Consider the following 25,291-nt stretch of genomic DNA (forward strand, 5'->3'; position numbering starts at 1 on the left):
AATAAATGACTTGCAGGGTCTGCATACACATAAATTAGCTATCTCAAAGGTTGAATATGCCAAACTTCTTTGGTCACAGGATTATAAACCATCTCCATCGACCCATTTGTGTAACGGTAAAACCCTGCCATTCTATCGGGTGTCACCGTTGTTGCTGTTTTTAGGACTTCCTCTGCTTGAACAAAAGGGCCGCCACGTCCCGTTGCCCACAAACGGTTGTAATAATATTCGGAAAATTTGAATGGAGTTCCTTCCGACTGGTAGAAGCCATCCACCACTTTGATTTCTTTAGAAGCCGCACTTGAACCAGCGACGATGTCGACTGCGCCACCCGACGCGATCTCTGACCCAGCGCTAGCCGCTCCGCCTGACGCGACCTCTGAACCAACCCCAACGTCAATCGCGCCGCCCGCTCCAGCTCTGGTCCCCGCACCTGATAATGCCCCTTCCGTAGACTCACTGAACATACCAGTGATTCTCTCCAGCCAGACAGCTGCCCGCGCCCCTAAAAATTCAGGAAAAAGCCCCGTCAGTATAAGCAGGGATATGTTCTCTTTCAGCTTGTCGATTTCTGCTACGGGTTGCTGAATCGACATCCCGTTGTCATCAAACTGATCCGTAGGATCAAGGTGGAACCCTTGGTCATTGTACTTCTCCGCCGTCCCACCAATCAGGCTGCCCGTCGCTGGATTTCCACCCGCCACACCGGCCGCAATCAATCCAATGATCTGCGCTGTGCCGATTTTCAGTTGGCTTCCTGCGGCGCTCAAGTCAGTCGCATCAAAGCGGGAGCTGACGAACTCTGACAGTAGACCATTCGCAATAGGCGTCAGGCCCTCAGCCACACCGCCTGCGATGGCTCCGCTGGCAAAACTCTCACCGCGAGCCTTGGCGATCAAACCGCCCAACGCCGCATGCAGGATCAGCTTCTCAGCAATCTTAGGCGCTACTTCCAGTCCCGCCGCCAAATCACCAATTGCCTTGTTACCTAAAGCGGCGCCAAGATCGATGCCCTCACCGATCAACGCATCTCCTAGGTTCGAGCCAAAACTTCCACCATTGATAGCAGTAGACACACCACTATTGATCAGGGCATGAGTGCCGCTGCGCAATAGGGTATCCGCCCAGTTTTCCGGGCTGAGCATACTGGAAGCATAACCTGGGTTCTGCAACGGCCCAGTGCTGATGACTTTCGATCCACCATTCGCCGCTCCGCTAGTGCCGGAAAACCATTTGGTGTCTGCATAATCGATAAGACCTGCCGTAACACCTGCGATAGCAGCATTTTTCAGGCTACTGCCGCTGAAAGTATCCTTGAGCGCAATACCCAGGTTGCCCTTGTTGGAAATCGTACTGTTGATTGCTGTGCTGGATAGACTGACAGCCACTGCTGCCTGCATAGGACTAAGCCCAAGACCTGCTGGCCCCATTACCAGAGATAGAGCGATGGCAAGGATTACCTGAGCACCAGCTCCCAGCCCCGAATGACTGTACTTGAAGGACTCGTGCACCTCCTTGACCATGCGCCAGTCCACGTCACCGCGCTTCTCTGCCTCCTTCATCCACGCAAGAGCTGGATCGGCCTTGACCATCGCATCAATCGCTTGGCTGACGGTCTGCTGATTGACCTGTTTCACGTCAATGTGCAGGCCTTCAACAGCATTGATCACCAGTTGTCCCTTGGCAGTAATCTGGCTCTGACGCAGAGTTTCATCGGTCGCGCTTTTGGTCGACATCGATGTCCAAGCCAGGCTAGTACTGCTCTTCTCGTGGCTCTCCTGATGCAGATCCTTGACTGCCTCAAAGGTCACTGAACCGCCACTATTGATAATCAGGTCTTCGCCGCTGTTGAGCCTAGCAACCTGATAACGCTGGTTTCCACCGCTGGCGAGCACCATGTCGCCGCCAGAGGTGATCTGACTACTGATATTGGTAACTTGCGTGACTTCGTCACGCTTGGTTTTCTTGGCGCCGAAAGAGCCTTTGCTCTTTTCATCGTAAAGAGAGTAATCACTGTTCTGAGCGGCGAAAACTCCAAGTTTGTTACCCGCTGCGAGATACGCTTCCTTGCCAGCAGTAATGCTGCTGGAGATCACCGCCATGTCTTTACCGGCCGTCACGGCCACATTCCCACCAGCGCTTATACTGCTCGCGACCTGCCGGACGTGGTCCTCCTGAATCGTCAGCTTTTTACTTTTGAAGAGAAAATGGTTTTCATCTGCGGCTGAAGCAATAGTTACGTCACCCGCCCCGACCATGGCGATATCCCGCTCAGCATCGATGTCGCCCGCAACAACCGTAACATCGCGGCCAGCCTGAACCGAAACGTCCCTCCCGGCACTGATACTGGCGCTGTACTGAGTAGTGCTGCTGCTGTTGCGGTTGACGCCGCGACCCAGACTATTGGTGGCCTGCGCGGAAGCGATGTTCACGTCCCGACTGGCGCCCAAGATCACGTCACGCCCACTTTGCAGTGCGCCACCGATGTTATTGATATCTCGCCCCGCCGAAATATTCAGGTCGTTGGCCGACTCGACGCGAGCCGCGCTGTCGACGTAGTCGTTGCGTACCAGGTCTTTCCCATAAGCAATCTGCGACGAAGTCACCGTGCGCTCGTTTGTGACATCGCCGGTGAGCGCCGTTAACGCCACATCCTTACCGGCAATAACGCCGCCCGCCTTGTTGGTTAGGTCCTTGCTGGCCAACAGATCAAGTCGCCCGCCAGCCTGCACCAGCCCGTTGCTAACCAGATCCTGGCCAGCAACGGCAGACAGGTTATTGGTGGCTTTCAACGTACCGGCATTGGTCAGGTTCTTGCCGGCGATCATCGTCAAATCGGTGCCTTGAATCAGCGCCCCATTAGGTGCCAGCCGATTATTGGCCTGCGCCATGTACAACACAGGCACCAGCACCTTCTCGCCATTAACCTCATGTTCTTCAAGCCAGACTATGTCGTGAGTCAGCGCCGCGACCTGTTGCGACGTCAGGGTCACACCAACTGCGAGATTGAGTTCATTCTTACTCGCGATGGCGTTGTTCATCAGGTACTTGAACTGATCCTCATTGGAGGTCTGGCCATCGATGAAGGCTTGGCCGGTGCGAGCGACCACAGCTTGCTGTACCAAGCGTTGTTCGTAGAGCCCGTCACCGAGGCGCTTGGCGCTGGTATCGGGGTCGTAGCCAAGGCGTGTGAGCAAGTAGTCCGAACTCATGAATTGCTTGAGGTCGGTGAGTGCGGGGTTGGTTTCGATCAGGTACTTCGGCGGCTTGACCGCCGTCACGCTGTTAGGGAGGCCTTGCACGCCCACGATTTGGCTGACGGCCGCACCCGAGGTGTCTTGGGCGTTTAGTCGGAACAAGCCGTTTTGACCCGTCGGCAGGCTGAAACCCGGCAACGCAGTTGGGTCAACTTGCAGTTGTGCCAGGTCCGGCGGCAACTGGCGGTTGAGCAAGACGGTTGAAGGTTGGGTCACGCTGAAAACGCTGGTGTTCGCTGACCGCTCGTCAACGGCAGTCGTGGTTTTCTGAACCACCAGATTGCTGATGTCGTTACTTGCTGAAACTTTGGAGGCGCCGCCAGCCTGGATGATGGCCGGTGCAGCCGCTTTGCCATCGGCCTGTACCGTCACAGGGTCGTTGATGCCATAAAACAAGGAAGGATCAAACTTCGCGACCAGTTGGCCAAACGCCACGGGATCAAACGGACCCGAACTCGGATGCTGGTTGTTGTAGGTGCGTACATCGCTCATCAACCGGTAAAAGTCACTCCCCGAAACCCAGTTACCGGCGCCCACCTCGTGACCGGATGTGCCCGACGCGGAAAGAGCCGCCTGGTTGGTGATGTTGGTGCTGGTGATGGATAGGTCGTTTGCCGCCGACAGCAGGCTGTATTGGTTGAGGACGCTTGTGCTGTTAACCGTGAGGTTGTGCCCCGACACAAATGTGGCCATGGGTGAGTCAACGCTCACGGTGCTTTCAACTGTTTTGTAAATGAATACCGGGCCACGCACACGTGGGCTTTCAGGGCCGTCACAGTGTTGTACGCAGGACATGGTCATGAAGCCGCCTACGACCACCTGCTCCATGCTGAATTTGTCGCGCTGGTTAGCGAAGTTTGCGGCGTCGACGTTGATGTCGCCGCCGGCCTCGATGCTGCCGGAGCGGTTTTCCAGGCGTTGGGCTGAGCTGCCTGGCGCTCTGCCTGTGACGATAAGATTGCCAATGCTGTAGATGTCGGCGTAGCGGTTTTTGATGCTGTTCGCCTGGAGGCTCATATTCCGACCGCTGAATATGAAGCCGCGGCTGCCGTCTTCGGCCTGATCGTTAAGGAGTGTCTCAGCGTTGATCACTAGGTCTTGCGAGGCCGCCAGGGCCCCGTAGTTGGCGAGGCCCGTGGCGGTCACGGTCATATCGCTGCCAGAGGTCAATCGGCCGTAGTTATTCAACTGGCCGATGACATTGATATCGGTTTTACCGCCGCCCGTGATACTGGCGGTAGCGCCGAGGTCCAGCTGAGAGGCAGCCACTTTCAGCTCGGCCAGGCTGCTCATCCGGCCGCTGCCCGAGTAGCCACCGGTCAACTTCAGGCCCAGCGTCCCGTCGCTGCCGATCACGCCGTCATTGACCCAGGTGTCGCCTGTACCGACAAACGCCGTCGACGCCAACAATTGCCCGGTAGCGGTTTGTGTGAAGTCCTTAATGTTGACGTTGAGCGTCCCGGCCTGAATGACCCCGCTGTTTGTCCAGCTTTCGGCATCCAGAGTCAGGTCACCGCCCGTGGTGAAGCTGCCGCCGGCGTTCATTACATCGCTGCTGGCCACACCAAAGTTGCCTTTGCCGGCATGCACGATGCTACCGCCAGTGTTCAGCAAACTGCCGGTCGTGAGGTTGATATCGTTGTTTGCCGTCTCCAGCATGCCGCTCTGGTTATTCAGCCGCCCACCAATCTGGAAGCGGGTGATGCCACTGTTGCCGAGTGCGCGCAGTTTGCCGGTCTGGTTGTCGATGCTGGCCGCTGTGATCGTTAGGGTACTGTCGCTTTCGATAATGCCGAGTCGGTTGTTCAAATCACCGTCGAGGGTCAGGTCGATTATCTGGCCGGAGATTTGGCCACCTTTATCGCCGCTGTTGTCGAAGTTGTTGCCGGTGACGAGCACGCCCTGCTTTGCATAGAGCCCACCCTTGCGGTTATCGAAGTCAGCAGTTCGGGTGTCGATCAGCGCGTCACCATCTTGTGCAGCGATGCGTCCGCCGTTGTTGTTGATACCTGCCAGCGCGCGCAAATCAAGCGCGCTCGCCTGGACCGTGCCGCCTTTGCCGTCGAGGTCGTAACCGTTCTTGAGTACGCCAACAAGGCGTGCGGTGAAGGCGTTTTTCAGGCTGGACAGCGTGCCGCCACGGTTATCCACGTTGTCGGCGGTAACGCTCAGTTCGCCGTCCTGGGCGATGATTTTGCCGTCGAGGTTGTCGACATCACCTTTGGTTTCAAGCACCAGCGTCGTTTGGCTTTGCAGCGTGCCGTTGCTGTTCTCCACGCTGGCGACATGCAGGTTGAGGTTTGCGTTCTTGCTGTAGATCAGACCGTCGTTGTCATTCTGCACCTTGCCGGCGGCCGTCAACAGAAGCTGACCGTTGGCGGCGACTGTGCCGCCGTTACGGTTGTCCAGGCCACCGATAAGCAGCGTCATCATGCTCTGGCTGGCGAGCTGACCGCCCTGGTTATCGACCTGATCGGCTCGCTTGAGCAGCAGGTCTCCCACACTGGCGACTGTGCCCTTGGTGTTGGTCAGGGTGCCCAGCAGATCAAGGGTGGCCTCTGCGTTGGTCGCGATGCTGCCGGCAGTGTTGTCCACATCGGTACCGGTGACGGTCAGGCCGAGTTGGGAGCTGATGGTGCCGCCGACGTTGCGCAGCGTCATGGCGGCGACAACCAGCGACTCTGCGCTGTCGATCTGGCCCTTGTCGCTGTTATCCAACACACCGTTGACGGTGAGCGTCTGTCCTGCTCCGCTGGACAGGCTACCCTGCCGGTTATCGATGTTGTCCGCGCTGACCGTCAGCGCTTTTTGGCTAACCAGCGCGCCTGCGTTGCTGTTGTCCAGGTCGCCGCTGAGCTTGACGCTGACCTCGCCGTTGAGGCTGGAGAGCTTGCCGTGGTTGCTGTTGTCGAGCTTGCCGCCTTTGACTTCAAGGCCCTGCAACCCAGAGATCAGGCCTAGTTGGTTAAGCACCTGATCGGCTTTGATGGTGAGCGTTTGCTCGCCGATCAAGCTGCCGTTGTCGCTGTTGTTGAGTCTGCCGCCAGTCAGCCGGATACTTGCCTTGCTGGCGATTGCACCGCCGCGGTTATCCAAGTCTGCGCTGACAATGCGCAAGTCGCCCTGGCTATAAATTTTGCCTTGGGCATTGAGGAGATTATCTGCGTTGATGCGGGCCTTATCAGCGCTGAGCACCTTGCCGCCATTGCGGTTATCCAGCGTACCTGCGGTAATTTTCGCGAGACGTTGCGCGCTGACAATACCGCCGGTGTTATCCAGGGCTTGATCCACCGAAACACGCACGTCATGGCTGGCAACCACACTGCCGTTGTTACGCATGTCCTGGGCGCGGATCTTGATATCGCCCGTGGTATTGCGGGTGTTGTCGTCGTTGACGCCCACTTCGATGATCGCGTTGTTGGTCAACTGCCCCTGGGTACGAAGTTCGATCTGGTCACGAGCCGCGATGTTTTGCTGGATACTCAGCGCATCGCGGGCCTGCAAGTTCACGCTACTGCCGTAAACCGTGCCCTGCATATCGGTACTGGCAGCTTTGACGGTCACTGCGTCAGTGGCAGCGAGTTGCGCAACGGTCAGGTCGCCATTGGCGGCGATCTGAATATCGCCCGCGCTGGCGGCCATTTTCCCGTCAAGCTTTACCCCGACCCCAGCTTCACTGCTGACCAGCTTGATCGCCCCGGCATACATGCCACCCAGGGCCGAGGAATCGATGGCCAATTGCGGCTTGGTCGCAGGATCGGCGGCGCGTGCGGTGGCTTTGAGGGTCTTGGCATCGACATCATTGGCACCGGCAATAATCGTCAGATTCTTGGCCTGGATCTCAGCGTTGATCTTGGCCGAGCGGGTGATGATTTCGAAGCGATCGATGTTGTTGGCATTAAGGCCCGCACCTTCGATGGCGACGCTACCCTGATCAACTTGGTAGCGAGTGATCTGGCCGTTTTCGATCACCGCCTTGCCGGTGGTCAACGTGGCCTGCGGCGTGTTGATAAAACCGCAACCGTTGCAGGTGACACCATACGGGTTGGCCACGATCACGTGGGCCGATTGCCCCGCCACCTCGGTGTACCCGCGCAACTGACTCGGGCTGCCGCCGTTGACCTCGTTGAGGATCACGCTGGCTGCTGTGCCGTTGAGGTTCTGGTTGCCGAGGATAATTCCGCCCAACTGGGTCGACTGGGTGCGGCTGGTGGCGTTGTTGAGGATGACGCCCTGCTGGCCGACGTTGTAATCCTGGAACTGGTTATGGGACAACCCGCTGCCATTGGGCGCCGCGATATTGACGATGGGTACGCCGTTACCCGCCTGGCCCAGCGTTGTGCCCGGTGCGCTCACCACAATCCCATCCGCCTGGGCCAGCAACGGCTGCCAGAACATCGCGTTGGCCAGGATCAACGCCAAGCCGCGCTTGGGCAGTCCCAGGAAAGTGGAGCGCGTTTTCAAGGCCGCAGAAGGTTGGCGCGCAAGAAAGGCGAACTGACGAACGTCCATGTCAAATCCCGAGGCCCGAAGGCGGTAAATAATTTAAAGAAAGAAATCCATACGGAAATAAACCGGCGCTTCACGCTCAGTGATCGGCCCCGGGCGTTCCAAAGAGTGTGCAAAGGTCATCGAGGCGGCGACGTTCTGGCCACGCGCGAACAACTCCGCGGAGTTGCTGCTCATGCGTCCGTGCTGTTCGGCGTTGTAGCGGCCATGGCTGATCACGCCTTGGTCATAACCAAGGCTGGTGCCGTATTCATTGAATACCGGCTGCAACCACGCGATGGTCACCGGGCGGCTCCAGCGCAGGTCGTTGCGCCAGTAGCCGCCGCTATCGCCGGCCAGGCTTTGATCCTTGTAACCACGTATCGATGACTGCCCGCCCAGGCTCATGCGCTGCGGGCTGAACAGCACATCTTCGCTGCGCTGGCCGGTCATCAGGCTGCTGAAACTGAACGACTCGCCCCATAGTTTGAACGGGTACAGGTAGCTAAGGGTCGCGGTGTATTTGCGGTAGCGCGCATCGGCCTGGCCGGGGCGCGGGTTGTGATTGGCCTGGGCGTCGAATGCGCCAATGCCGTCCTGCATGCCCAGGTCGATGTTGAGGAATGAGCCGCCGATACGTCGACCATGGTTGATGCCGAACTGGGCTTCGCTAAGGCGGTTACTGCCCAACGCGAGCTTGCTGTCTTCGATGAAGTTGTTGGTGCGCAGGTACGCCACGCCGGTGCTGAGGGAGGTTTTGCTCAGGGCGTCGCGGTGAATCACCCGTTCCAGGCGCAGTTGGTGGTTCTGGCTGTCGCCGGACTGCTTGAAGTTGAAACCGCTGGCTTGGGCCAGAGAGCGGTATTCGGTTTCGCTGTAGCTGTAATTGAGGTTCCACCAGCCAAATGGCAGGTTGTAATTGAGCATCGAGTTGCGCGAGGTTTTCTGGTGGTCGCTGACGGCATCGTGGCCGCCGCGCATCGAGAGTTGGTCCGCCAGGCCCAGCGGGTTGTCCCAATCCAGGCTGGCGCCCCACTGCTGTTCACCGGTGGCGCGCTGGCCACCGTTGTGGCGGGACAGGCCGACGCGCCAGGGTTTCTGCGGGGTGTTTTTGACCAGCACGTCGCTGCCGCCCACTTCTTTGCCGGGGGCTAACTCCATCTGCGCCTGGTTGGACGGCAGACGGTTCAGTTGGTCGACCATCTGCTCGATCTCGCGCAGGTTAAGCAACTCGCCCGTCTTGCCCGGAAAGCTCATAAACAGTTGGCGGTCGGTGATGCCGCTGCCTTCTGCGCCCTTCAAACTTTCCAGATTGCCCTCGACGACTTGGATTTTGAGGACGCCGCTGGAGAGATCCTGTTGCGGCAGGTAGGCGCGGCTGGTGACGAGCCCTTTCTCAAGGTAGCGGTCGGTGATGACCTTGAGCACTTCGTTCAGCTGGGGCACGCCGAGGCATTGGCCGATGTAGGGCTTGAGCAGGTTGTCGCGCTCGCCCTCGGACAGCGCGTGGGCACCGGTGAGTTCGATGGTTTTGATAGGGAAGCAACGGGTCTCGACGGGAGCTGCCGACTTTGTAGGAGGTGCGGCCTTGCCGGGCAAGTCCTTGAGCTCTTCGAGCCGGCGTTGTTGCTCTTCGAGCAGGCGATCCTGACGATCGCGGATCAGATCGGTGACGCCAGGCGTGTTCTGCGGGGTAGCGCCTTGAGCCATACCGGCTGCGCCCAAGCAAAACAAAGCGAAAAGAAGGCCGAGCCTGGCCCGAAGCACCAAACGCCACATTTCCAGATCCCTCTATATGGCCTAGTGCCACTAATTGACAGGGAGCATATGGTGGCGTTTTAGTGGCGTCAATTAAATGTACAACTTTGTTTCAGTGGTGACACACGATCACCTGCAGTCTGAAAAATTAAGATCTTTAACATCAATCACTTAACAGAAATCTCGAATATCTATTCCAGGTCGGTACCTGGCAAAGCAAGTAGGGGGTAAGTTCGCGCCTTTGGCATAGCCGACAGTTTTTTCATGGCAGAAAACCGCTCAATCGTGATGCTACTGTCTGATTGTCTTTTTTAGAGGGGTGCAGCCAGTGAGGTATACCCCATCATCGGCGCAGAACGCGCCCAGATTGACGCCAACCGTGGTTTTACCCGGCCCGCCTTTGGTTGAAACGACCGCAGTGACTTTCATGATATTTACCTCTGAATCGTAGGATTTGAGATGCATTCATGCTGGCCACGCTGTGCGCTTTGATCACCCCGGAAAAATCCAAGGCAAAAAAAAGCCTGCATCGCTGCAGGCTTTTCCCTATCTGGCTCCACGACCTGGACTCGAACCAGGGACCCAATGATTAACAGTCATTTGCTCTACCAACTGAGCTATCGCGGAATGCGCCGTATGTTACTGATTGAAAAGGAGAAGTCAAGCTTTCCCTGACGGCCTGGACGATTAATCCGGATGACCGGTTGAAAGCTGCTGCTCCTTGGCCAGGTCCAGCCAGGCGCGCACGGCGGGGGGCAGGTGGGCGCTGGCGCGCCAGGCCAGGGCGATGTGCCAGTCGGTGTGGGGTTCGTCGAGGGGGATCAGGGCGATGCCTGCGTGTTGATGCTTGTGCGCCAGCATGCGGGGCAGGAAGGCGACGCCGAGGCCGGCGGCGACCAGGTCGACGATGAAGTCGATCTGCCCGCTGCGCGCCGCCACACGGGGTATCACGCCTTTGCGCTCGCAGGCGGCGAGGATCTTGGCGTTCAGGGCGAAGCCGGCTTCGAACAGGATGAACGGCGAATCCGCCAGGTCGGCGAAGTCGATGCGTTGACGCTGGGCCAGGGCGTGGCTCCTGGGCAGTACGGCCATCAGCGGTTCGTTGCGCACGGGCTGATAATCGAAGCCTGCATCCACCGGCAGCAGCAACGCAGCGAGGTCGACCTCCCCCGCTTCCAGGCACTCGCGCAATCTCTTGCTACCGTATTCGGTGAGTTCGATGTCGATGTCCGGGTAACGACTGCGATAGGTGGCAAACATCTGCGCGAACAACACCCCGCACCCCACCGGTGGCAGGCCGATGCGCAACACGCCGCGCTTGAGGCCGCGCAGGTCGTTGATCTCGGCGACCAGGTCATGGTGTTCGGCGAGCAGTACCAGGGCGCGGCGGTAGGCGATCTCACCCGCGGCGGTGAGTTCGTTGCGGTGACCCAGGCGATCGAGCAGCGGCATGCCGAGTTCTTCCTCCAGGGTCTTGACCGCCTTGCTCACCGTGGATTGGGTCAAGGCCACCACGTCGGCGGCCTGGGAGAATCCGCCCTGGCGCACCACTTCGACGAAGGTGCGCAACGTTCTCAAGTTCATGGGTATTCCCTTAGCGACTGAGATCTAGCGATAAAAGTTGTTTTTATCATGACAGATATTTGCCTATCCTGACCCGCCCAGCCTTGTGGAGACACGCTTAATGATCATCTCGTCCGCCTCCGACTACCGCGCAGCGGCCAAACGCAAGCTGCCGCGCTTCCTGTTCGACTACATCGACGGCGGTGCCTACGCCGAGCACACGATGCGCGCGAACAGTTCGGACCTGGCCGAGATCAGCCTGCGCCAACGGGTGCTGCGCAATGTCGACAACCTCAGCCTCAAGACCACGCTGTTCGGCCAGACCCTGGACATGCCGGTCATCCTCAGCCCTGTCGGCTTGACCGGCATGTATGCGCGGCGCGGCGAAGTGCAGGCGGCAAAGGCGGCGGCGAACAAGGGCATCCCCTTCTGCCTGTCGACGGTGTCGGTGTGTTCGATTGAAGAAGTGGCGTCGCAGAGCCCGCAGTCAATCTGGTTCCAGCTGTATGTGCTCAAGGACCGGGGCTTTATGCGCAATGCCCTGGAGCGGGCCCAGGCGGCGGGGGTTACCACCCTGGTGTTCACCGTGGACATGCCCACACCGGGCGCGCGCTACCGCGATGCCCACTCGGGCATGTCCGGGCCGTTCGCGGCGCAGCGGCGCATGTTGCAGGCCGTCACCAAGCCGCAATGGGCATTCGACGTAGGGCTCATGGGCCGCCCCCACGACCTGGGCAATATCTCCAGGTACCTCGGCAAACCCACTCACCTGGAAGATTACATCGGCTGGCTGGCCAATAACTTCGACCCCTCCATCAGTTGGAAAGACCTGGAGTGGATCCGCGACTTCTGGAAAGGCCCGATGATCATCAAGGGCATCCTCGACCCTCAGGACGCCAGGGACGCAGTGAGTTTCGGCGCCGATGGCATCGTGGTTTCCAACCATGGCGGCCGTCAACTGGACGGTGTGCTGTCCACCGCCAAGGCTCTGCCACCGATTGCAGATGTCGTGGGCGATGACCTGACGGTGCTGGTGGACTCCGGCATCCGTTCCGGGCTGGATGTGGTGCGCATGCTCGCCCTCGGCGCCAAGGCGTGCCTGCTCGGACGCGCCACCGCCTATGCACTGGCCGCCGACGGGCAGCACGGGGTAGAGAACCTGCTGGACATCTTCGCCAAGGAAATGCGCGTGGCCATGACGTTGACCGGTGTCACGTCCATCGACCAGATTGACCACAGCACGCTGGTGCAGTCAGCCAAATAACTGACGTCAGTGCTTAACGACCGTTTTTTACTTTAAAAACGGTCTTTGATTTGTAAGGTTTTTTATTTATTTAAACGAAATGGCACGAATCTCGCTCTAACACCTTCCAAGCAGGTCAAGCGATGACAAGACGTGCGGCAGTGCCCAGGGGTTATAAACCCCCAGTAAAGCGGTCTAAACTGTTTCCAATGTTTTACGGAACTGAAGGAACAGTAAGACGCCTGGCATTTGCCACTCTCATCCAGCCTGTAAGACAGCTAAGTGCTTAGAGGCCGTTTGCTTATGAAAACCCCCACCCAGACCAACGCAATTGACTTCGACAGTGCAAAATTGCAACGCCTGGGCTTTGGCCAACCCGCCCTCCTGCCACGTCGCCCCACGACCCTTGTCCAACTTCGCCAGCAACTGGGCATGCAACTGCAGACCAGCCTGGAACCGCAGCGCATCCTTGCCGTGTTCTTCCGGGAGGTCCAGCATCTGGTGCCCCTGGACGCCCTGCAGTACCGCCACGACGCCAGTGATCTGCGCCTGGAGTTCGGCCACCGTGGCCACCACTCGGTGAGCTACAGCCTGAGCCACGAAGGCGAGCACCTCGGCGAGCTGGTCTTTCGCCGCAACCAGCGCCTGCTGGAAGAGGAACTCGGTCAGCTCGAATCACTGCTGTCGACCCTGCTCTACCCGATGCGCAACGCCCTGCTCTACCGCACCGCCACTCGCAGCGCCCTGCGCGACCCGTTGACCGAAACGGGCAACCGCATTGCCATGGACCAGACCCTGCAACGGGAAATCGACATGGCGCGCCGGCACCTGAACCCGCTGTCCCTGCTGATGCTGGACATCGACCACTTCAAGATCATCAACGACACCCACGGCCATGCGGCCGGCGATAACGTATTGCGCGCCGTCGCCGGGGCGATCAAGAGCCAGTTGCGTAACGTGGACATGGTGTTTCGGTTTGGCGGGGAAGAGTTTCTGATCCTGCTGTCCAACACCGGCCGGGATGCGGCGGCCATGGTCGGTGAACGCCTGCGCCAGGCGGCACAGGCCCAGGATTATTGGGCGGATGGCACACGGATCGAATTGACGGTGAGCCTCGGTTGTTCGACCTTGCTGGCCGCCGAGTCGGCCGAAAGCCTGTTGCGTCGCGCCGACAGCGCCTTGTACGTGGCCAAGCGCGAAGGCCGCAATCGCCTGGCAATGGCGGGGTAAAACCCCGCCCCCCCCCGTTACATCACGCTTCGCTGGCGACGCGCAACGGGCGCTCACGCACAGCAGCGCTCGCCGGTTTGTCTTTCTCCAGGCGCATGCAACTTTCCAGGAACAGGTACATGTAGTCGTAGCTCTTGCATACGGCCTGGCGCAGCTCTGCCTGCAGTTCCCTGGTCGGGTTCATCCCGGCCAGGGTGCAGATGATTTCCAGGGCTTCCCAAGGATGGGCATCGTCGTACTGGGCGTGCATCTTCAACCACTTCATCGCACGCTTGCGGTCTTCCTCGGGAAAGGCTGCCGCATACACGCCGGTGGAGCACACCACCGCCGACCATTCCCCCGTCGCCCCCTCGATCGCATAGTTGGTCGCGGCAATGGCCACGATCAACGAATCGGCCGAGCTGGTGTGCCAGCACCAGTGGCTCAGCGCATGCAACTCCGGCGGCACGTCCTGGGCCTGCAGTTCTTCGAGGCTGACGCCATGGGCACGCGCCCAATGCACCCAATAGTCCGCGTGGTTCAGCTCCACACGGATATTGCGCATCAACCAACGGCGCGCCATGTCTTCCCCCGGATGGCGGGCAAACTTGGTCTTGGTGAGGTTCTGTGCCATGTACAAGGCAAACTGTTCCACCACGGGCCAGCCACCGATCAGGTAGTGACGCATGGTCTTGGCGCTGAGCGTGTTGTCACGCATGCGTTGGTACAGTTCGTGTTCGACAACCCGGCGCTTGCTCTCGCTGCAGTCCTGGATCAATTGCTGAGCCCAGGCGGGGTAGCTTGAGGCTTCCATAAGCGGGCCGGTTCTGCTGAATGTGTCGATCACTATTAAGGCTCCTTTTTAAGTGTGATTTACAGACCGGCAAATGTTTCAGCGGAATGTGCCGGGCGCCCTGAATAACAGAGGCTGCGGCCGCACGGGTCGACACTGCAAGCTATCGAAGGTAAACAATTGCGGTCGTTCAATCAGGTAGCCCTGAGCGTAATCCACACCAATATCGAGCAGGGCCTGTTCGATTTGCGGTGTTTCAACAAACTCGGCAATTGTGCGCTTACCCATGACATGGCCGATGTGATTGATCACTTCAACCATCGCGCGGTTAATCGGGTCGTCCAGCATATCCTTTACGAAACTTCCATCGATCTTCAGGAAGTCTACAGGTAAATGTTTGAGATAAGCGAATGAGGACATTCCGGCGCAAAAGTCATCCAGCGAAAAATGGCAACCTAAGTCCTTGAGTTCATTAATAAAGCGGATGGCACTGCCCAAGTTTGCAATGGCGCTGGTTTCGGTAATTTCAAAACAGATCATGCTGGGCGGAATAGCGTAGGTATGAAATTTCTCTCGCAGGAATCCGAGAAAGTCATCATCGCCAATCGTTATACCTGACAGATTGATCGCACACAGGGCCATGGGACGGCCCGGACGCTCGTTAATGCAACGGGCAATAATCTCAAATACATTCTCCACCACCCAACGGTCCAGGGACGTCATCAAACCATAGCGCTCGGCGGCCGGGATGAAGCTGTCCGGCAGGATCACACGCCCCGCTTCATCGTGCAGGCGCAGCAGTATTTCGATATGCCCATTGCCGCCGTCGGTATGCCCGAGGGGGGAGATTTCCTGGGAGTACAGGCAAAAGCGGTTCTCCTCCAGCGCCATGTGCAGGCGTTGCACCCAGGCCATTTCGCCAAAGCGCAGGGACAGTTCGGAGTCGTCGGCGTGGTACACCTGCACGCGGTTGCGGCCTTTTTCCTTAGCCATGTAGCACGCCATGTCGGCGGCCCGCAGCGAGGCTTCCAGGGTGGTCGGGGTGCTGGCAATGTGTACCAGGCCGATACTCACGGTGGTCATGAACGGCCGCCCCTTCCATACGAAATGCAGACTCTGCACGGTATGACGCAGGCTTTCGGCGATTTTTTCCGCCACCGCCACCGGGCAGTTCTCCAGCAGGATGCCGAACTCATCGCCGCCCAGGCGCGCCAGGGTGTCACCTTCGCGCAGGTCCGACTGCAACAGCGCGCAGATGTGCCGCAACAGTTCGTCGCCCGCCGCATGGCCGCAGGTGTCGTTGACCAGCTTGAACTGGTCCAGGTCCAGGAACATCAACGCATGCCGCCCGGCCTGCGCCTGCCCTGCCGGGTGCAGCACCTGCTCCAGGCGGTACTCGAATTCGCGGCGGTTGGCCAGGCCGGTCAGCGCATCGTGGGTCGCCTGCCATGACAGATTGGCGATGTACTGGCGCTCCTGGGTCATGTCATGCAGCACCAGCACCGCGCCCGAGATCTTGCCGGCGCTTCGGATCGGCGCGCCCACCAGGGTGACCGAGACCGTGCTGCCATCCAGGCGCTGGATCGTCTTCGAATGCTCGCTGCCGCCGCTGAGCTGGCCCTTGACGATGTGTTCGATCAGGGTGAAGCCATCCGGCTGTGCGTGGTCTTCCAGCAACTTGAACAACGCTGCCAGGGGCTGGCCCTGGGCCTGCGCCGAGTGCCAGTGAGTCAGCGCCTCGGCCGCCGGGTTCATATAGGTAATAGCACCGTCGACGTCGGTGGTGATCACCCCGTCGCCAATCGACTCCAGGGTGATCTGCGCCCGCTCCTTTTCTTCCTGCAAGGCATCGGCGAAGGCATGGCGCTGGGCCAGCAGCTTATGGGTGCGCAACAGTGCCAATACGATCAGGCCCAGGGCCGTCGCCAGGTTCGTGATGACCAGCAGCCGCAGAATCATGCGCGAACCTTCGCCGAGAGCATCGCTGAAGGCCTTGGCGGCGGGTGTCACGCCTTCGTTGATGGCGATGATATGCGCCTTCCACTGGCGCACATCGTTGGCGCCGATCTGGTCGTGAATGATCGCCTGGTGCATCTCGCGGGCCAGGTCATCCAGTTGAAGCAGGTAACCATCGCCTACGGTCCACAGTTCGATGGCTTTTTCCAGGTAGCTGAAATGGCGAAAGTTGAGGTACAGCCAGATCAGGCTGGAGACATCATCCGGGTGGTTGCCCCCTTTGAGGATACCCAGGCGGGCTGCGGCAAGGTCGGGCACGGGACGGTCAAGGGCAATGCGCAGTTCGTGCCCGCCCTGGGGCACGGCAATGGCCTGCTGGTATTTGAGGTACGTGCCGGCGTCGCGATTATCGGCGTAGAGCGTCAGGTAATAGATGGCGTCCTTCTGGCCCTTGGACCACAGGCTCTCGCCGGCCACGTAACCACGCACGGCCGAAAGCACGTAGAGACTGACGCAGCCCAATAATGCCTGGAACAGCACCACGGCGATAAATGGCCAGACAATGCCCAACAACCGGGGCGTTCCTAAAGTCCGCTTTTGCTTCATGAAGTCCCTTGCACATGCACTGCTGGATACGCACGCGAAAACCCGCTTCCGATAGCTCAGCCTAGGCTAAATCAACGTACCTGTTGCAAGTGTCCATACAGTTTGGCGTACAGCCCGCCATCGGCAATCAACTGCTGATGGTCACCATCCTCAGCAATGTGACCGCCGTCGAACACCAAGACTCGATCCGCCTGCTTAACAGCCGACAGACGGTGGGCGATGATCAGTGTAGTACGCCCGCTGAGGAACCGTGCCAGCGCCTGGTGCAGGTTGTACTCCGTGGCGGCGTCCAGGGCGGAGGTTGCTTCGTCGAGTATCACCACCTTGGGTTCGGCCAGGACCATGCGCGCAATCGCCAGGCGCTGGCGCTGCCCACCGGAAAAACGCACCCCGGAACGCCCCACCACACTGTCCAGGCCCAAGGGCAGTGCCTTGACGGTAGCATCCAACTGGGCGATTTCCAGTGCCTGCCAACAGGCCTGGTCGCTGCGCTCACGGCCCATGGTCAAGTTGGCGCGCACGGTATCGTTGAACAGCGCCGGGTGTTGCAGCACCACCGCAACGTGCTCGCGAAGGGTCTCCAGGCCAATCTCCTGCTGGGTGGCACCACCAAAACGGATACTGCCCGCCTGGGGCGTGTAGAGCCCGAGCAACAGTTGCACCAGGGTGCTTTTGCCACCGCCGCTGGCGCCGACGATCGCCACCTTTTCACCGGGCGCGATGGCCAGGTTCAACTGGTCGAGTACGAGGTCTTCGCCGTAGCCGAAGTCCAGGCCGCGCACTTCGATGCCCACGGTGTCGCGCCCGATGAACGGATCAGCACCACCGGCGTATTGCGGCTCATCGGCACGCGCCAGCAGTTCGTTGATCCGCGTCAGCGCCCCGCCTGCCGCGTAGTAGGCGTATTGCAGGTTAAGCAGTTGCTCCACCGGGCCGATCATGAACCACAGGTAGCTGAACACCGCGAGCATCTGGCCGATGGACAGGTCGGAAAACAGCACGGTGAGCATCGCCGCCGCACGGAAGATGTCGATACCGAACTGGAACAGCAACCCACTGGCGCGGCTCGAAGCGTCGGTTTTCCATTGCGAGTGAATGGCGTAGTCACGCACTTCCTGGGCCCGCTGGCCGAGGCGCCCGAGGAAAAAGCCCTGGCGGTTGCCGGCGCGCACTTCCTGGATGGCATCCAGGGTTTCGGTCAGGGCCTGGGTAAAGCGCGAGGTGCTGTCGTTTTCCAGCTTCTTCAGGTGCTTGACGCGCTTGCCCAACTGCACCGTGGCGTAGATCACCAACGGGTTGAACAGCAGGATCAGCAGCGCCAGTTGCCAATGCATCCACACCAGGATCGCCGAGGTACCCACCAGGGTCAGCATGGCCACCAGGAAACGGCTGAGGGTTTCACCGACAAACTTGTCCAGCGTATCCAGGTCGGTGACCAGGTGGGTGGTGACGGTCCCGCTGCCCAGGCTTTCGTACTCGCCCAGGGAGATACGCTTGAGCCGCTCGATCAGGCGCACGCGGATGCGGTACACGATGTCCTTGGCCAAGCGCGCAAACAACCGCGCCTGCACCACGTTGAACAGCAGTGCGCCACAACGCAGAAACAGCGTCACCAGGAGCATCAGGCCGATATAGCCGGCCGCCTTCTGCCAACCCAGGGGCAGTGCGTGGTTCATCACCTTGAGCGCGGCATCGCCGCGTCCCAACAGCACTTCATCCACCAGCAACGGCAACAGCAAGGGAATCGGCACGCTGCACAAGGTCGCCAGCACGGCGACGCCATTGGCGATCCACAGGGACTTCTTGTGTCGCAGGGCCAGGCGGCGAATTTCCGCCCAGGTCAGTCGGTCGGTGCGTGGTGACTGGTCATGCACAGGTTGCTCGCTCCAGCCATCGCCCCAACAACGGTGACAGCTCGGACAGCGGCTGGTAGCCGTTAGTCAGCAGCGCCAACTGGCCGTTACGCTCGGCGAGCAAGGTCGGAAACCCGGCGATGCCCAGGTCCTGGACCCAGGTGAAGTCAGCGGCGGTCGCGGCATGCTGCTCGGCACGGTCGAATGCGCCGGCAAACTCAATGCGCGGGATACCCGCCTCTTCAGCCAGTTCCACCAGCACGCTGGCGAGGGTCACGTCGCGGCCCTCGACATAAAACGCGCGCTGGATCAGCCCTAACAACGTCCATGCGCAATCCGGTGCCAGGCTACGCGCAGTAACAATGGCGCGACACGCAGGCTCGGTGTCGTAGACAAAGCCGTCGGGCAACGCGCCATCGCGCTTGAACGGCTGGCCGGTGGCGTCGGTGACCGCCTGCCAGTGCTCGAGGATGTAGCGCCGCGTGGTCGGCTCCAGTGCCGCGCCGCTGCCGGTGCGCAAGCCGCCCACCACCAGGTGCACGTCCACGCCGGCAGCCTGGGCCTGCTCGACCAGCGCCTGCGCCACCGGGGCAAAGCCCCAGCACCAGGAACACATTGGGTCCATCACATAGAGCAGGCGCGCGGGCATGGGTCAGGCCTCGGAAGGGGTTTGCTTGTAGTTGAAGCCAATCGGGTGCGGCATATTGCGGGCCTTGGCCAGCTCAATCTGCTTTTGCCGGTCGATCGCACTGCGACGGGTTTTCTCCGGCAGCTTATCCCAGCAATGGGGGCAGCTGATGCCAGCCACATAGTGTTCGGATGCGCGGTCGGAGGCGCTCACCGGTGTGCGGCAGGCATGACATTGATCGTAGTCGCCTTCGCTCAGGTCGTGGCGCACAGTGACACGATTGTCGAACACAAAGCAGTCGCCCTGCCATTTGGTTTCTGCCTGCGGCACCTCTTCGAGGTACTTCAGGATGCCGCCCTTGAGGTGGTAGACCTCATCGAAACCTTCGCTGAGCATGTAGCTCGACGCCTTCTCGCAACGAATGCCGCCGGTGCAGAACATGGCGACCTTTTTGTGTCTGGCCGGGTCGAAGTTGGCTTTGATATAGGCGGGAAATTCGCGAAAACTGGTGGTTTTCGGGTCGATAGCGCCTTCGAAGGTGCCGATCGACACTTCGTAGTCGTTGCGGGTGTCGATCAACAGCACTTCGGGGTCGCTGATCAGCGCGTTCCAGTCCTGCGGGTCGACATAGGTGCCGACTTTCTTGTTCGGGTCGACGCCTTCGACGCCCAGGGTCACGATCTCTTTCTTGAGCTTGACCTTGGTGCGGTAGAACGGCTGCTCATCGCAGTACGACTCTTTATGGTCGATGTCGTCCATGCGCGGGTCGTTCTTCAGCCAGGCCATCAGGCCATCAATGCCTTCGCGGCTGCCGGAAACGGTGCCGTTGATGCCTTCTTCGGCGATCAGCAAGGTGCCTTTGATGCCGTTGTCGACCATCGCCTGCAGCAAGGGCTCGCGCAGGGCGACGTAATCTTCGAGGGTGACGAACTTATACAGTGCCGCCACGACAATCGGTTGAGTCATGGGTGTTCTCTCCAGGTGGCTACCCTCGTAAGGGGTGAACCGGATGCAAAAAAAACGCGCCGGCTGAGCGGCGCGCTGCGGATTCTAGCAAATGCAGGGTGTCAGAGACACCCGCGTATCAGCTATGCCCGCCGGCGCAGGTCGGCGAGGCCGGGGCTGCGTCGATTTTCGCCCATTCTTCGGGCGTGTAGGTATGCAGCGCCAGCGCATGAAATTCGCTCATCAGGTCACCCAGAGTGGCGTAGACCTTCTGGTGGCGCTTGACGCGGTTAAGCCCCTCGAACTGCTGGCTGACCAGCACGGCCTTGAAGTGGGTCTGCAACCCACGGCTGTGCATATGGCTTTCATCCAGCACGCTCAAGTGCTCCGGGGCCAGGGCGGCGAGCGCCGTCTCGATACGCTGTTGCATGGTCATTCCTGCTTACTTCTTCTTGGCCGGTGCGGCGGCTTTTGGCGTCAGCTCGTTGGTCATGTCTTCCAACAGTTTGTTCACCACCGGCACGGCGCTTTCCAGCTTGGCCTGGGTCATCTGGGCCGATTGCTGGGTCAGCTGCGGCATTTTTTCCAGGACTTTCTTGCCCAGTGGCGACTGGTAGAAAGCAACCAGGTCCTTGAGCTCGGATTCACTGAAGTTGGTGGTGTAGAGCTTGACCATGTCCGGTTTCAGCTTCGGCCAGCCGATGGCCTGGTCCAGGGCGGCGTTGGCCTTGGCCTGGTAGCTGTCCAGTACGGACTGCTTGGCGGCAGGCGCCTTGGTCTGTTCGAAACGCTGGGCGAACATTTGCTGCACTTGCATGTACACCGGGGTACCCAGCTTGTCGGCATGGGCCAGGGTAAGGAAGGCTTCGGCACTGGCGTTGTGGCTGGCGGTATCGGCAAAAACCTGGCCGCTGGCGCAAACCAGAGCAACCGCGGTACAGATGGCACGAAGACGAGTCATCGAGTTTCCTTTTATAGCAGGCGAGGTAAGACCCCAAGGGCGCCCATTCTGCGCCTAAAAAACGCTGCGGCTCAACCCCGGGCCTGACCGGGCGCGGATTGCAGTGAATGAATCCGATGAAAAGTCTTTTAGGGAACCCCCCAGGCCGATCAGGGCCTAAACTGCGCAAACGAACCTGAAGGAGTGTGCCCGATGAGCCGTATCGAAACCGACAGCCTGGGAGAAGTGGAAGTCCCGGATGACGCTTACTGGGGCGCCCAGACCCAACGTTCGCTGGTGAATTTCGCCATCGGCGAACAGCGCATGCCCCTCGCGGTACTGCACGCACTGGCCCTGATCAAGAAGGCCGCCGCCCGCGTCAACGACCGCAACGGCGACCTGCCCGCCGATATCGCCCGCCTGATCGAACAGGCCGCCGACGAAGTGCTCGATGGCCAACATGATGACCAGTTCCCCCTGGTCGTCTGGCAAACCGGCAGCGGCACCCAGAGCAACATGAACGCCAACGAGGTCATCGCCGGCCGCGCCAACGAGCTGTCGGGCAAGCCCCGTGGCGGCAAGAGCCCGGTGCACCCCAACGATCATGTGAACCGCTCCCAAAGCTCCAACGACTGCTTCCCTACGGCCATGAGCATTGCGGCGGTGCAAGCGGTGCACCAGCAGTTGTTGCCGGCGATCAATACGCTGTCCGGCGGCCTCGCGGAGTTGTCGGCGCGGCATGCAAGGCTGGTGAAGACGGGCCGCACCCACATGATGGACGCCACGCCGATCACCTTCGGCCAGGAGATCTCGGCGTTTATCGCCCAGCTCGACTACGCCGAACGGGCGATCCGCAGCGCCCTGCCCCAGGTATGCGAGCTGGCCCAGGGCGGTACGGCGGTGGGCACCGGGCTCAATGCGCCCCATGGTTTCAGCGAAGCAATTGCTTCGGAGTTGGCGGCCTTGTCGGGCCTGCCTTTCGTCACCGCGCCGAACAAATTCGCCGCATTGGCCGGCCATGAACCGATCGTGACCCTGCACGGCGCCCTGAAAACCCTGGCCGTGGCCCTGATGAAAATCGCCAACGACCTGCGCCTGCTGGGCTCCGGCCCGCGTGCCGGCCTGGCGGAGGTGAAACTGCCGGCCAACGAGCCCGGCAGCTCGATCATGCCCGGCAAGGTCAACCCGACCCAGTGCGAGGCGCTGTCGATGCTGGCCTGCCAGGTGCTGGGCAATGACGTGACCATCGGCATCGCGGCGAGCCAGGGGCATTTGCAGTTGAACGTGTACAAGCCGGTGATCATCCACAACTTGCTGGAATCGATCCGCCTGCTGGCCGATGGCTGCAATAACTTCCAGGAGCACTGCATCGCCGGTCTCGAACCCGACGCCGCGAAAATGGCCGAGCACCTGGAGCGCGGGCTGATGCTGGTCACGGCGCTCAACCCGCACATCGGCTATGACAAGTCGGCAGAGATCGCCAAGAAGGCCTACGCCGAAGGCTTGACCCTTCGGGAAGCGGCGCTGGACCTGGGCTACCTCACCGACGCAGAATTCGACCAGTGGGTACGCCCGGAAAACATGCTGGGCGCCTAGGACGCCATGCGTAGCCGCCGGGCCTTGAGCCCGGCGAGCAACGACGGCGCCAGCGCCACCGCCGCCGACCCCAGCACCACCACCAACGCGCCGAAATAGCCCAGGGCATTGATCTCTTCGGCCTGCACATAGTCCGGCCACAGCCACGCCGCCAACGCCACCGCGACAAAGGTCACCAACGGCGTCAGGGCCAGGGTCGCACTCACCCGCGAGGCTTCCCAGTGGGCCAGGGCTTCGGCAAATGCGCCATAGGCCACCAAGGTGTTCATGCAGCACGCCAGCAACAGCCAGCCTTGCAGCGGGCTCAGTTGCAGGGCTTCCAGCGGATGCGCCCACGGCGTCAGCAGCACGGCGCACGACAGGTAGATCACCATCATCACTTGCAGCGAATTCCACACGGTCAGCAACTGCTTCTGGCCCAGGGCATAGAACACCCAGACCGAAGTCGCCAGCAGGATCGTCAGCACGCCGGCGGTGTAGGCGCCAAGGGACGTCAGCAACTCTTCCAGGCGTTGGTTGAAGAACAGCCCGAAGCCGATGATCAACACCACCAGGCCCACGCACTGCCCGACGCTGAAACGCTCCTTGAACACAAACACGCTGGCGATCATCAGGAAGATCGGGCCCATCTGCACCACCAGTTGCGCGGTGCCGGGGCTGAGCAGTTTCAGGCCCACCAGGTACAACACGTAGTTGCCCACCAGGCCGCACACCGCCATCGCCACCAGCCAGCCGCCCCTGGGGCCGAGTACCTTACGACTGGGCAGGCGCCTGGTCGCGGCGAGGTACACGAACAGGCAACTGCCGGCCACCACCAGGCGAAACCAGGTGACCGTGATCGGGTCCATCACCTGCAACACTTGCTTGAGCTTGATCGGCAGAATGCCCCAGAGCAGCGCGGTCAGCAGGGTCAGGAGAAAACCGTAGACCCAGCGGCCGGAAGAGATGTGCATGAGTGCCCCAGAAAATGCCAGAGGTGGAGGAGCGGCCATTCTAGGGGCAAGTGGACCAATTGGGATATGGCGCTGCTTACCTGTTGGAGGGGGCACGCCCCCTCCAACATTTAACTTAGCGCACGGCTTCGAACAGCCCCGTGGCGCCCATGCCGCCACCCACGCACATGGTGACGATGCCATAACGCACATTGCGCCGTTGCAGCTCACGCACCAGGTGCCCCACCTGCCGCGAGCCGGTCATGCCGAACGGGTGACCAATGGAAATCGAGCCACCGTTGACGTTGTACCTGCCGTTATCGATGCCCAGGCGATCGCGCGCATACAGGCACTGCGACGCAAAGGCCTCGTTGAGTTCCCACAGGTCGATGTCCGCCACCTGCAAGCCCCGCGCCTTGAGCAGCTTGGGCACCGAGAACACCGGGCCGATGCCCATCTCATCCGGCTCGCAACCGGCCACGGTGAAACCGCGGAAGAACGCCTTGGGCTTGAGCCCCAGTGCCAGGGCTTTTTCCAGGCTCATCACCAGAGTCATCGAGGCACCGTCGGAGAGCTGCGAGGAGTTACCCGCCGTCACCGAGCCGTCTTCGGCAAACACCGGTTTCAAACCGGACAGGCTGGCCAACGTGGTGTCCGGGCGGTTGCAGTCATCGCGATCAACGACGCCGTCGAGGATTTGTACGGCACCGGTGTTCTTGTCCTCGACCTTGTACTTGACCGCCATCGGCACGATTTCATCATCAAACAAGCCCTCCGCCTGGGCCTGGGCGGTGCGCTGCTGGCTTTGCAGGGCGTAGAGGTCCTGTTCTTCGCGGCTGACGTCATAGCGGCGGGCGACGATTTCCGCGGTCTGGCCCATGGGGAAGTAAATGCCCGGCACCTGCTCCTTGAGCAGCGGATTGATCAGGTTATCGGTGTTGACGCTTTTCATGGTCAGGCTGATGGACTCGACGCCACCGGCAACGATGATGTCGCTGCAACCCGACGCGATCTGGTTGGCCGCAATCGCAATCGCCTGCAAGCCCGACGAGCAGAACCGGTTGAGGGTCATGCCCGCCGTACCGGTGCCCAATTGCGACAGCACGGCCACGTTGCGCCCGATGTTGTAGCCCTGGGCGCCTTCGTTGGAACCGGCGCCGACGATGCAATCCTCGACGCTGGCCGGGTCGAGGCCGTTGCGGGTCAGCAGTGCGTTGACGCAATGGGCCGCCATGTCATCCGGGCGGGTCTGGTTGAACTTGCCGCGAAAGGATTTGGCCAGGCCGGTTCGCACGCTGTCGACGATCACTACTTCACGCATGGGCTACCTCGATCTTGTCGTTGTGGGGAGATGGATCGAGGATAGATCCAGGCCTGCCCCATCGCGACGATCATTCACCCGGCGTATACAAAAGCATGGTGACGGACATAAACCTGTGGTTAGCGGGCTTGTTGTGGTCAGCAGGCCTGTTGTGGTGAGCGGGCTTGCCCCGCGCTGGGCTGCGAAGCGGCCCCAAAACCAGC

At 60.2% G+C, this 25,291-nt stretch carries 15 protein-coding genes, 1 tRNA gene and 1 pseudogene; 3 read left to right on the forward strand and 14 right to left on the reverse strand.

Going from position 1 to position 25,291, the window contains the following annotated elements; all coding sequences use genetic code 11:
• Nucleotides 1–38: 38 nt before the first annotated feature.
• From BM416_RS05380 to BM416_RS05395, 5 genes and pseudogenes are all read right to left on the reverse strand, one after another.
• Nucleotides 39–7,769 carry a two-partner secretion domain-containing protein gene (locus BM416_RS05380; protein WP_092486302.1) on the reverse strand — a complete coding sequence of 2,577 codons (7,731 nt, stop codon included), beginning with the start codon at nt 7,767–7,769 and terminating at the stop codon, nt 39–41.
• Between the two features lie 33 nt (nt 7,770–7,802).
• A complete protein-coding gene (locus BM416_RS05385) occupies nt 7,803–9,524 on the reverse strand; it encodes a ShlB/FhaC/HecB family hemolysin secretion/activation protein (RefSeq protein ID WP_092486304.1) in 1,722 nt (573 codons plus the stop codon).
• Nucleotides 9,525–9,839: 315 nt separating this feature from the next.
• Nucleotides 9,840–9,932 (reverse strand): annotated as a pseudogene (locus BM416_RS30780) (ParA family protein); the annotation flags it as partial.
• A gap of 122 nt (nt 9,933–10,054) precedes the next feature.
• Nucleotides 10,055–10,130: transfer RNA gene (locus BM416_RS05390), tRNA-Asn, on the reverse strand.
• A gap of 60 nt (nt 10,131–10,190) precedes the next feature.
• Nucleotides 10,191–11,087, reverse strand: a complete 897-nt coding sequence (locus BM416_RS05395) for a LysR family transcriptional regulator (RefSeq protein ID WP_092486306.1) — start codon at nt 11,085–11,087, stop codon at nt 10,191–10,193.
• A 100-nt stretch (nt 11,088–11,187) separates the two neighbouring features.
• Here BM416_RS05395 and lldD point away from each other — a divergent pair, with 100 nt between their 5' ends.
• On the forward strand, nt 11,188–12,330 hold the full coding sequence (gene lldD, locus BM416_RS05400) for an FMN-dependent L-lactate dehydrogenase LldD (RefSeq protein WP_092486309.1): 1,143 nt from the start codon (nt 11,188–11,190) through the stop codon (nt 12,328–12,330).
• A 282-nt stretch (nt 12,331–12,612) separates the two neighbouring features.
• A complete protein-coding gene (locus BM416_RS05405; RefSeq protein WP_092486312.1) occupies nt 12,613–13,539 on the forward strand; it encodes a GGDEF domain-containing protein in 927 nt (308 codons plus the stop codon).
• 22 nt (nt 13,540–13,561) lie between these two features.
• Here the strand turns inward: BM416_RS05405 and BM416_RS05410 are convergent, their stop codons facing one another.
• The 7 genes from BM416_RS05410 to BM416_RS05440 form a co-directional block, all read right to left on the reverse strand.
• The gene (locus BM416_RS05410; RefSeq protein ID WP_371856043.1) at nt 13,562–14,332 is read right to left on the reverse strand and encodes an iron-containing redox enzyme family protein; all 771 of its coding nucleotides are present in this window, start codon (nt 14,330–14,332) and stop codon (nt 13,562–13,564) included.
• A 78-nt stretch (nt 14,333–14,410) separates the two neighbouring features.
• A complete protein-coding gene (locus BM416_RS05415; RefSeq protein WP_092486317.1) occupies nt 14,411–16,873 on the reverse strand; it encodes an EAL domain-containing protein in 2,463 nt (820 codons plus the stop codon).
• Nucleotides 16,874–16,944: 71 nt separating this feature from the next.
• Complete coding sequence (locus BM416_RS05420) at nt 16,945–18,747, reverse strand: ABC transporter ATP-binding protein (RefSeq protein WP_092486320.1); 1,803 nt, start codon at nt 18,745–18,747, stop codon at nt 16,945–16,947.
• Complete coding sequence (locus BM416_RS05425) at nt 18,740–19,342, reverse strand: DsbA family protein (protein ID WP_175539041.1); 603 nt, start codon at nt 19,340–19,342, stop codon at nt 18,740–18,742. The genes BM416_RS05420 and BM416_RS05425 overlap by 8 nt, the downstream gene beginning before the upstream one ends.
• Before the next feature lie 36 nt (nt 19,343–19,378).
• Nucleotides 19,379–20,320, reverse strand: a complete 942-nt coding sequence (locus BM416_RS05430; RefSeq protein WP_027603959.1) for an oxygen-dependent tRNA uridine(34) hydroxylase TrhO — start codon at nt 20,318–20,320, stop codon at nt 19,379–19,381.
• Nucleotides 20,321–20,438: 118 nt separating this feature from the next.
• The gene (locus BM416_RS05435) at nt 20,439–20,735 is read right to left on the reverse strand and encodes a BolA family protein (RefSeq protein ID WP_065923917.1); all 297 of its coding nucleotides are present in this window, start codon (nt 20,733–20,735) and stop codon (nt 20,439–20,441) included.
• A 6-nt stretch (nt 20,736–20,741) separates the two neighbouring features.
• Nucleotides 20,742–21,260, reverse strand: a complete 519-nt coding sequence (locus tag BM416_RS05440; protein WP_003236690.1) for a DUF2059 domain-containing protein — start codon at nt 21,258–21,260, stop codon at nt 20,742–20,744.
• Between the two features lie 192 nt (nt 21,261–21,452).
• Here BM416_RS05440 and BM416_RS05445 point away from each other — a divergent pair, with 192 nt between their 5' ends.
• Nucleotides 21,453–22,835, forward strand: a complete 1,383-nt coding sequence (locus BM416_RS05445; protein ID WP_092486323.1) for a class II fumarate hydratase — start codon at nt 21,453–21,455, stop codon at nt 22,833–22,835.
• On the opposite strand, the gene BM416_RS05450 is transcribed toward BM416_RS05445, so the two are convergent.
• Both BM416_RS05450 and BM416_RS05455 read right to left on the reverse strand, forming a co-directional pair.
• Nucleotides 22,832–23,788 carry a DMT family transporter gene (locus BM416_RS05450; RefSeq protein WP_092486326.1) on the reverse strand — a complete coding sequence of 319 codons (957 nt, stop codon included), beginning with the start codon at nt 23,786–23,788 and terminating at the stop codon, nt 22,832–22,834. The two genes, BM416_RS05445 and BM416_RS05450, sit on opposite strands and share 4 nt — an antisense overlap.
• A gap of 115 nt (nt 23,789–23,903) precedes the next feature.
• Nucleotides 23,904–25,088, reverse strand: coding sequence for a thiolase family protein (locus tag BM416_RS05455; RefSeq protein WP_092486329.1), 1,185 nt, complete (start codon nt 25,086–25,088; stop codon nt 23,904–23,906).
• Nucleotides 25,089–25,291 lie beyond the last annotated feature (203 nt).

Origin of the sequence: Pseudomonas sp. NFACC42-2, from assembly GCF_900116055.1 — a bacterium.
Lineage (GTDB): Bacteria > Pseudomonadota > Gammaproteobacteria > Pseudomonadales > Pseudomonadaceae > Aquipseudomonas > Aquipseudomonas marginalis.

Coding starts and splice junctions, on each gene's coding strand:
- BM416_RS05380 (WP_092486302.1), bottom strand. CDS start 7,769: ATGGACGTTCGTCAGTTCGCCTTTCTTGCGCGCCAACCTTCTGCGGCC.
- BM416_RS05385 (WP_092486304.1), bottom strand. CDS start 9,524: ATGTGGCGTTTGGTGCTTCGGGCCAGGCTCGGCCTTCTTTTCGCTTTG.
- BM416_RS05395 (WP_092486306.1), bottom strand. CDS start 11,087: ATGAACTTGAGAACGTTGCGCACCTTCGTCGAAGTGGTGCGCCAGGGC.
- lldD (WP_092486309.1), top strand. CDS start 11,188: ATGATCATCTCGTCCGCCTCCGACTACCGCGCAGCGGCCAAACGCAAG.
- BM416_RS05405 (WP_092486312.1), top strand. CDS start 12,613: ATGAAAACCCCCACCCAGACCAACGCAATTGACTTCGACAGTGCAAAA.
- BM416_RS05410 (WP_371856043.1), bottom strand. CDS start 14,332: ATGGAAGCCTCAAGCTACCCCGCCTGGGCTCAGCAATTGATCCAGGAC.
- BM416_RS05415 (WP_092486317.1), bottom strand. CDS start 16,873: ATGAAGCAAAAGCGGACTTTAGGAACGCCCCGGTTGTTGGGCATTGTC.
- BM416_RS05425 (WP_175539041.1), bottom strand. CDS start 19,342: ATGTGTTCCTGGTGCTGGGGCTTTGCCCCGGTGGCGCAGGCGCTGGTC.
- BM416_RS05430 (WP_027603959.1), bottom strand. CDS start 20,320: ATGACTCAACCGATTGTCGTGGCGGCACTGTATAAGTTCGTCACCCTC.
- BM416_RS05435 (WP_065923917.1), bottom strand. CDS start 20,735: ATGACCATGCAACAGCGTATCGAGACGGCGCTCGCCGCCCTGGCCCCG.
- BM416_RS05440 (WP_003236690.1), bottom strand. CDS start 21,260: ATGACTCGTCTTCGTGCCATCTGTACCGCGGTTGCTCTGGTTTGCGCC.
- BM416_RS05445 (WP_092486323.1), top strand. CDS start 21,453: ATGAGCCGTATCGAAACCGACAGCCTGGGAGAAGTGGAAGTCCCGGAT.
- BM416_RS05450 (WP_092486326.1), bottom strand. CDS start 23,788: ATGCACATCTCTTCCGGCCGCTGGGTCTACGGTTTTCTCCTGACCCTG.
- BM416_RS05455 (WP_092486329.1), bottom strand. CDS start 25,088: ATGCGTGAAGTAGTGATCGTCGACAGCGTGCGAACCGGCCTGGCCAAA.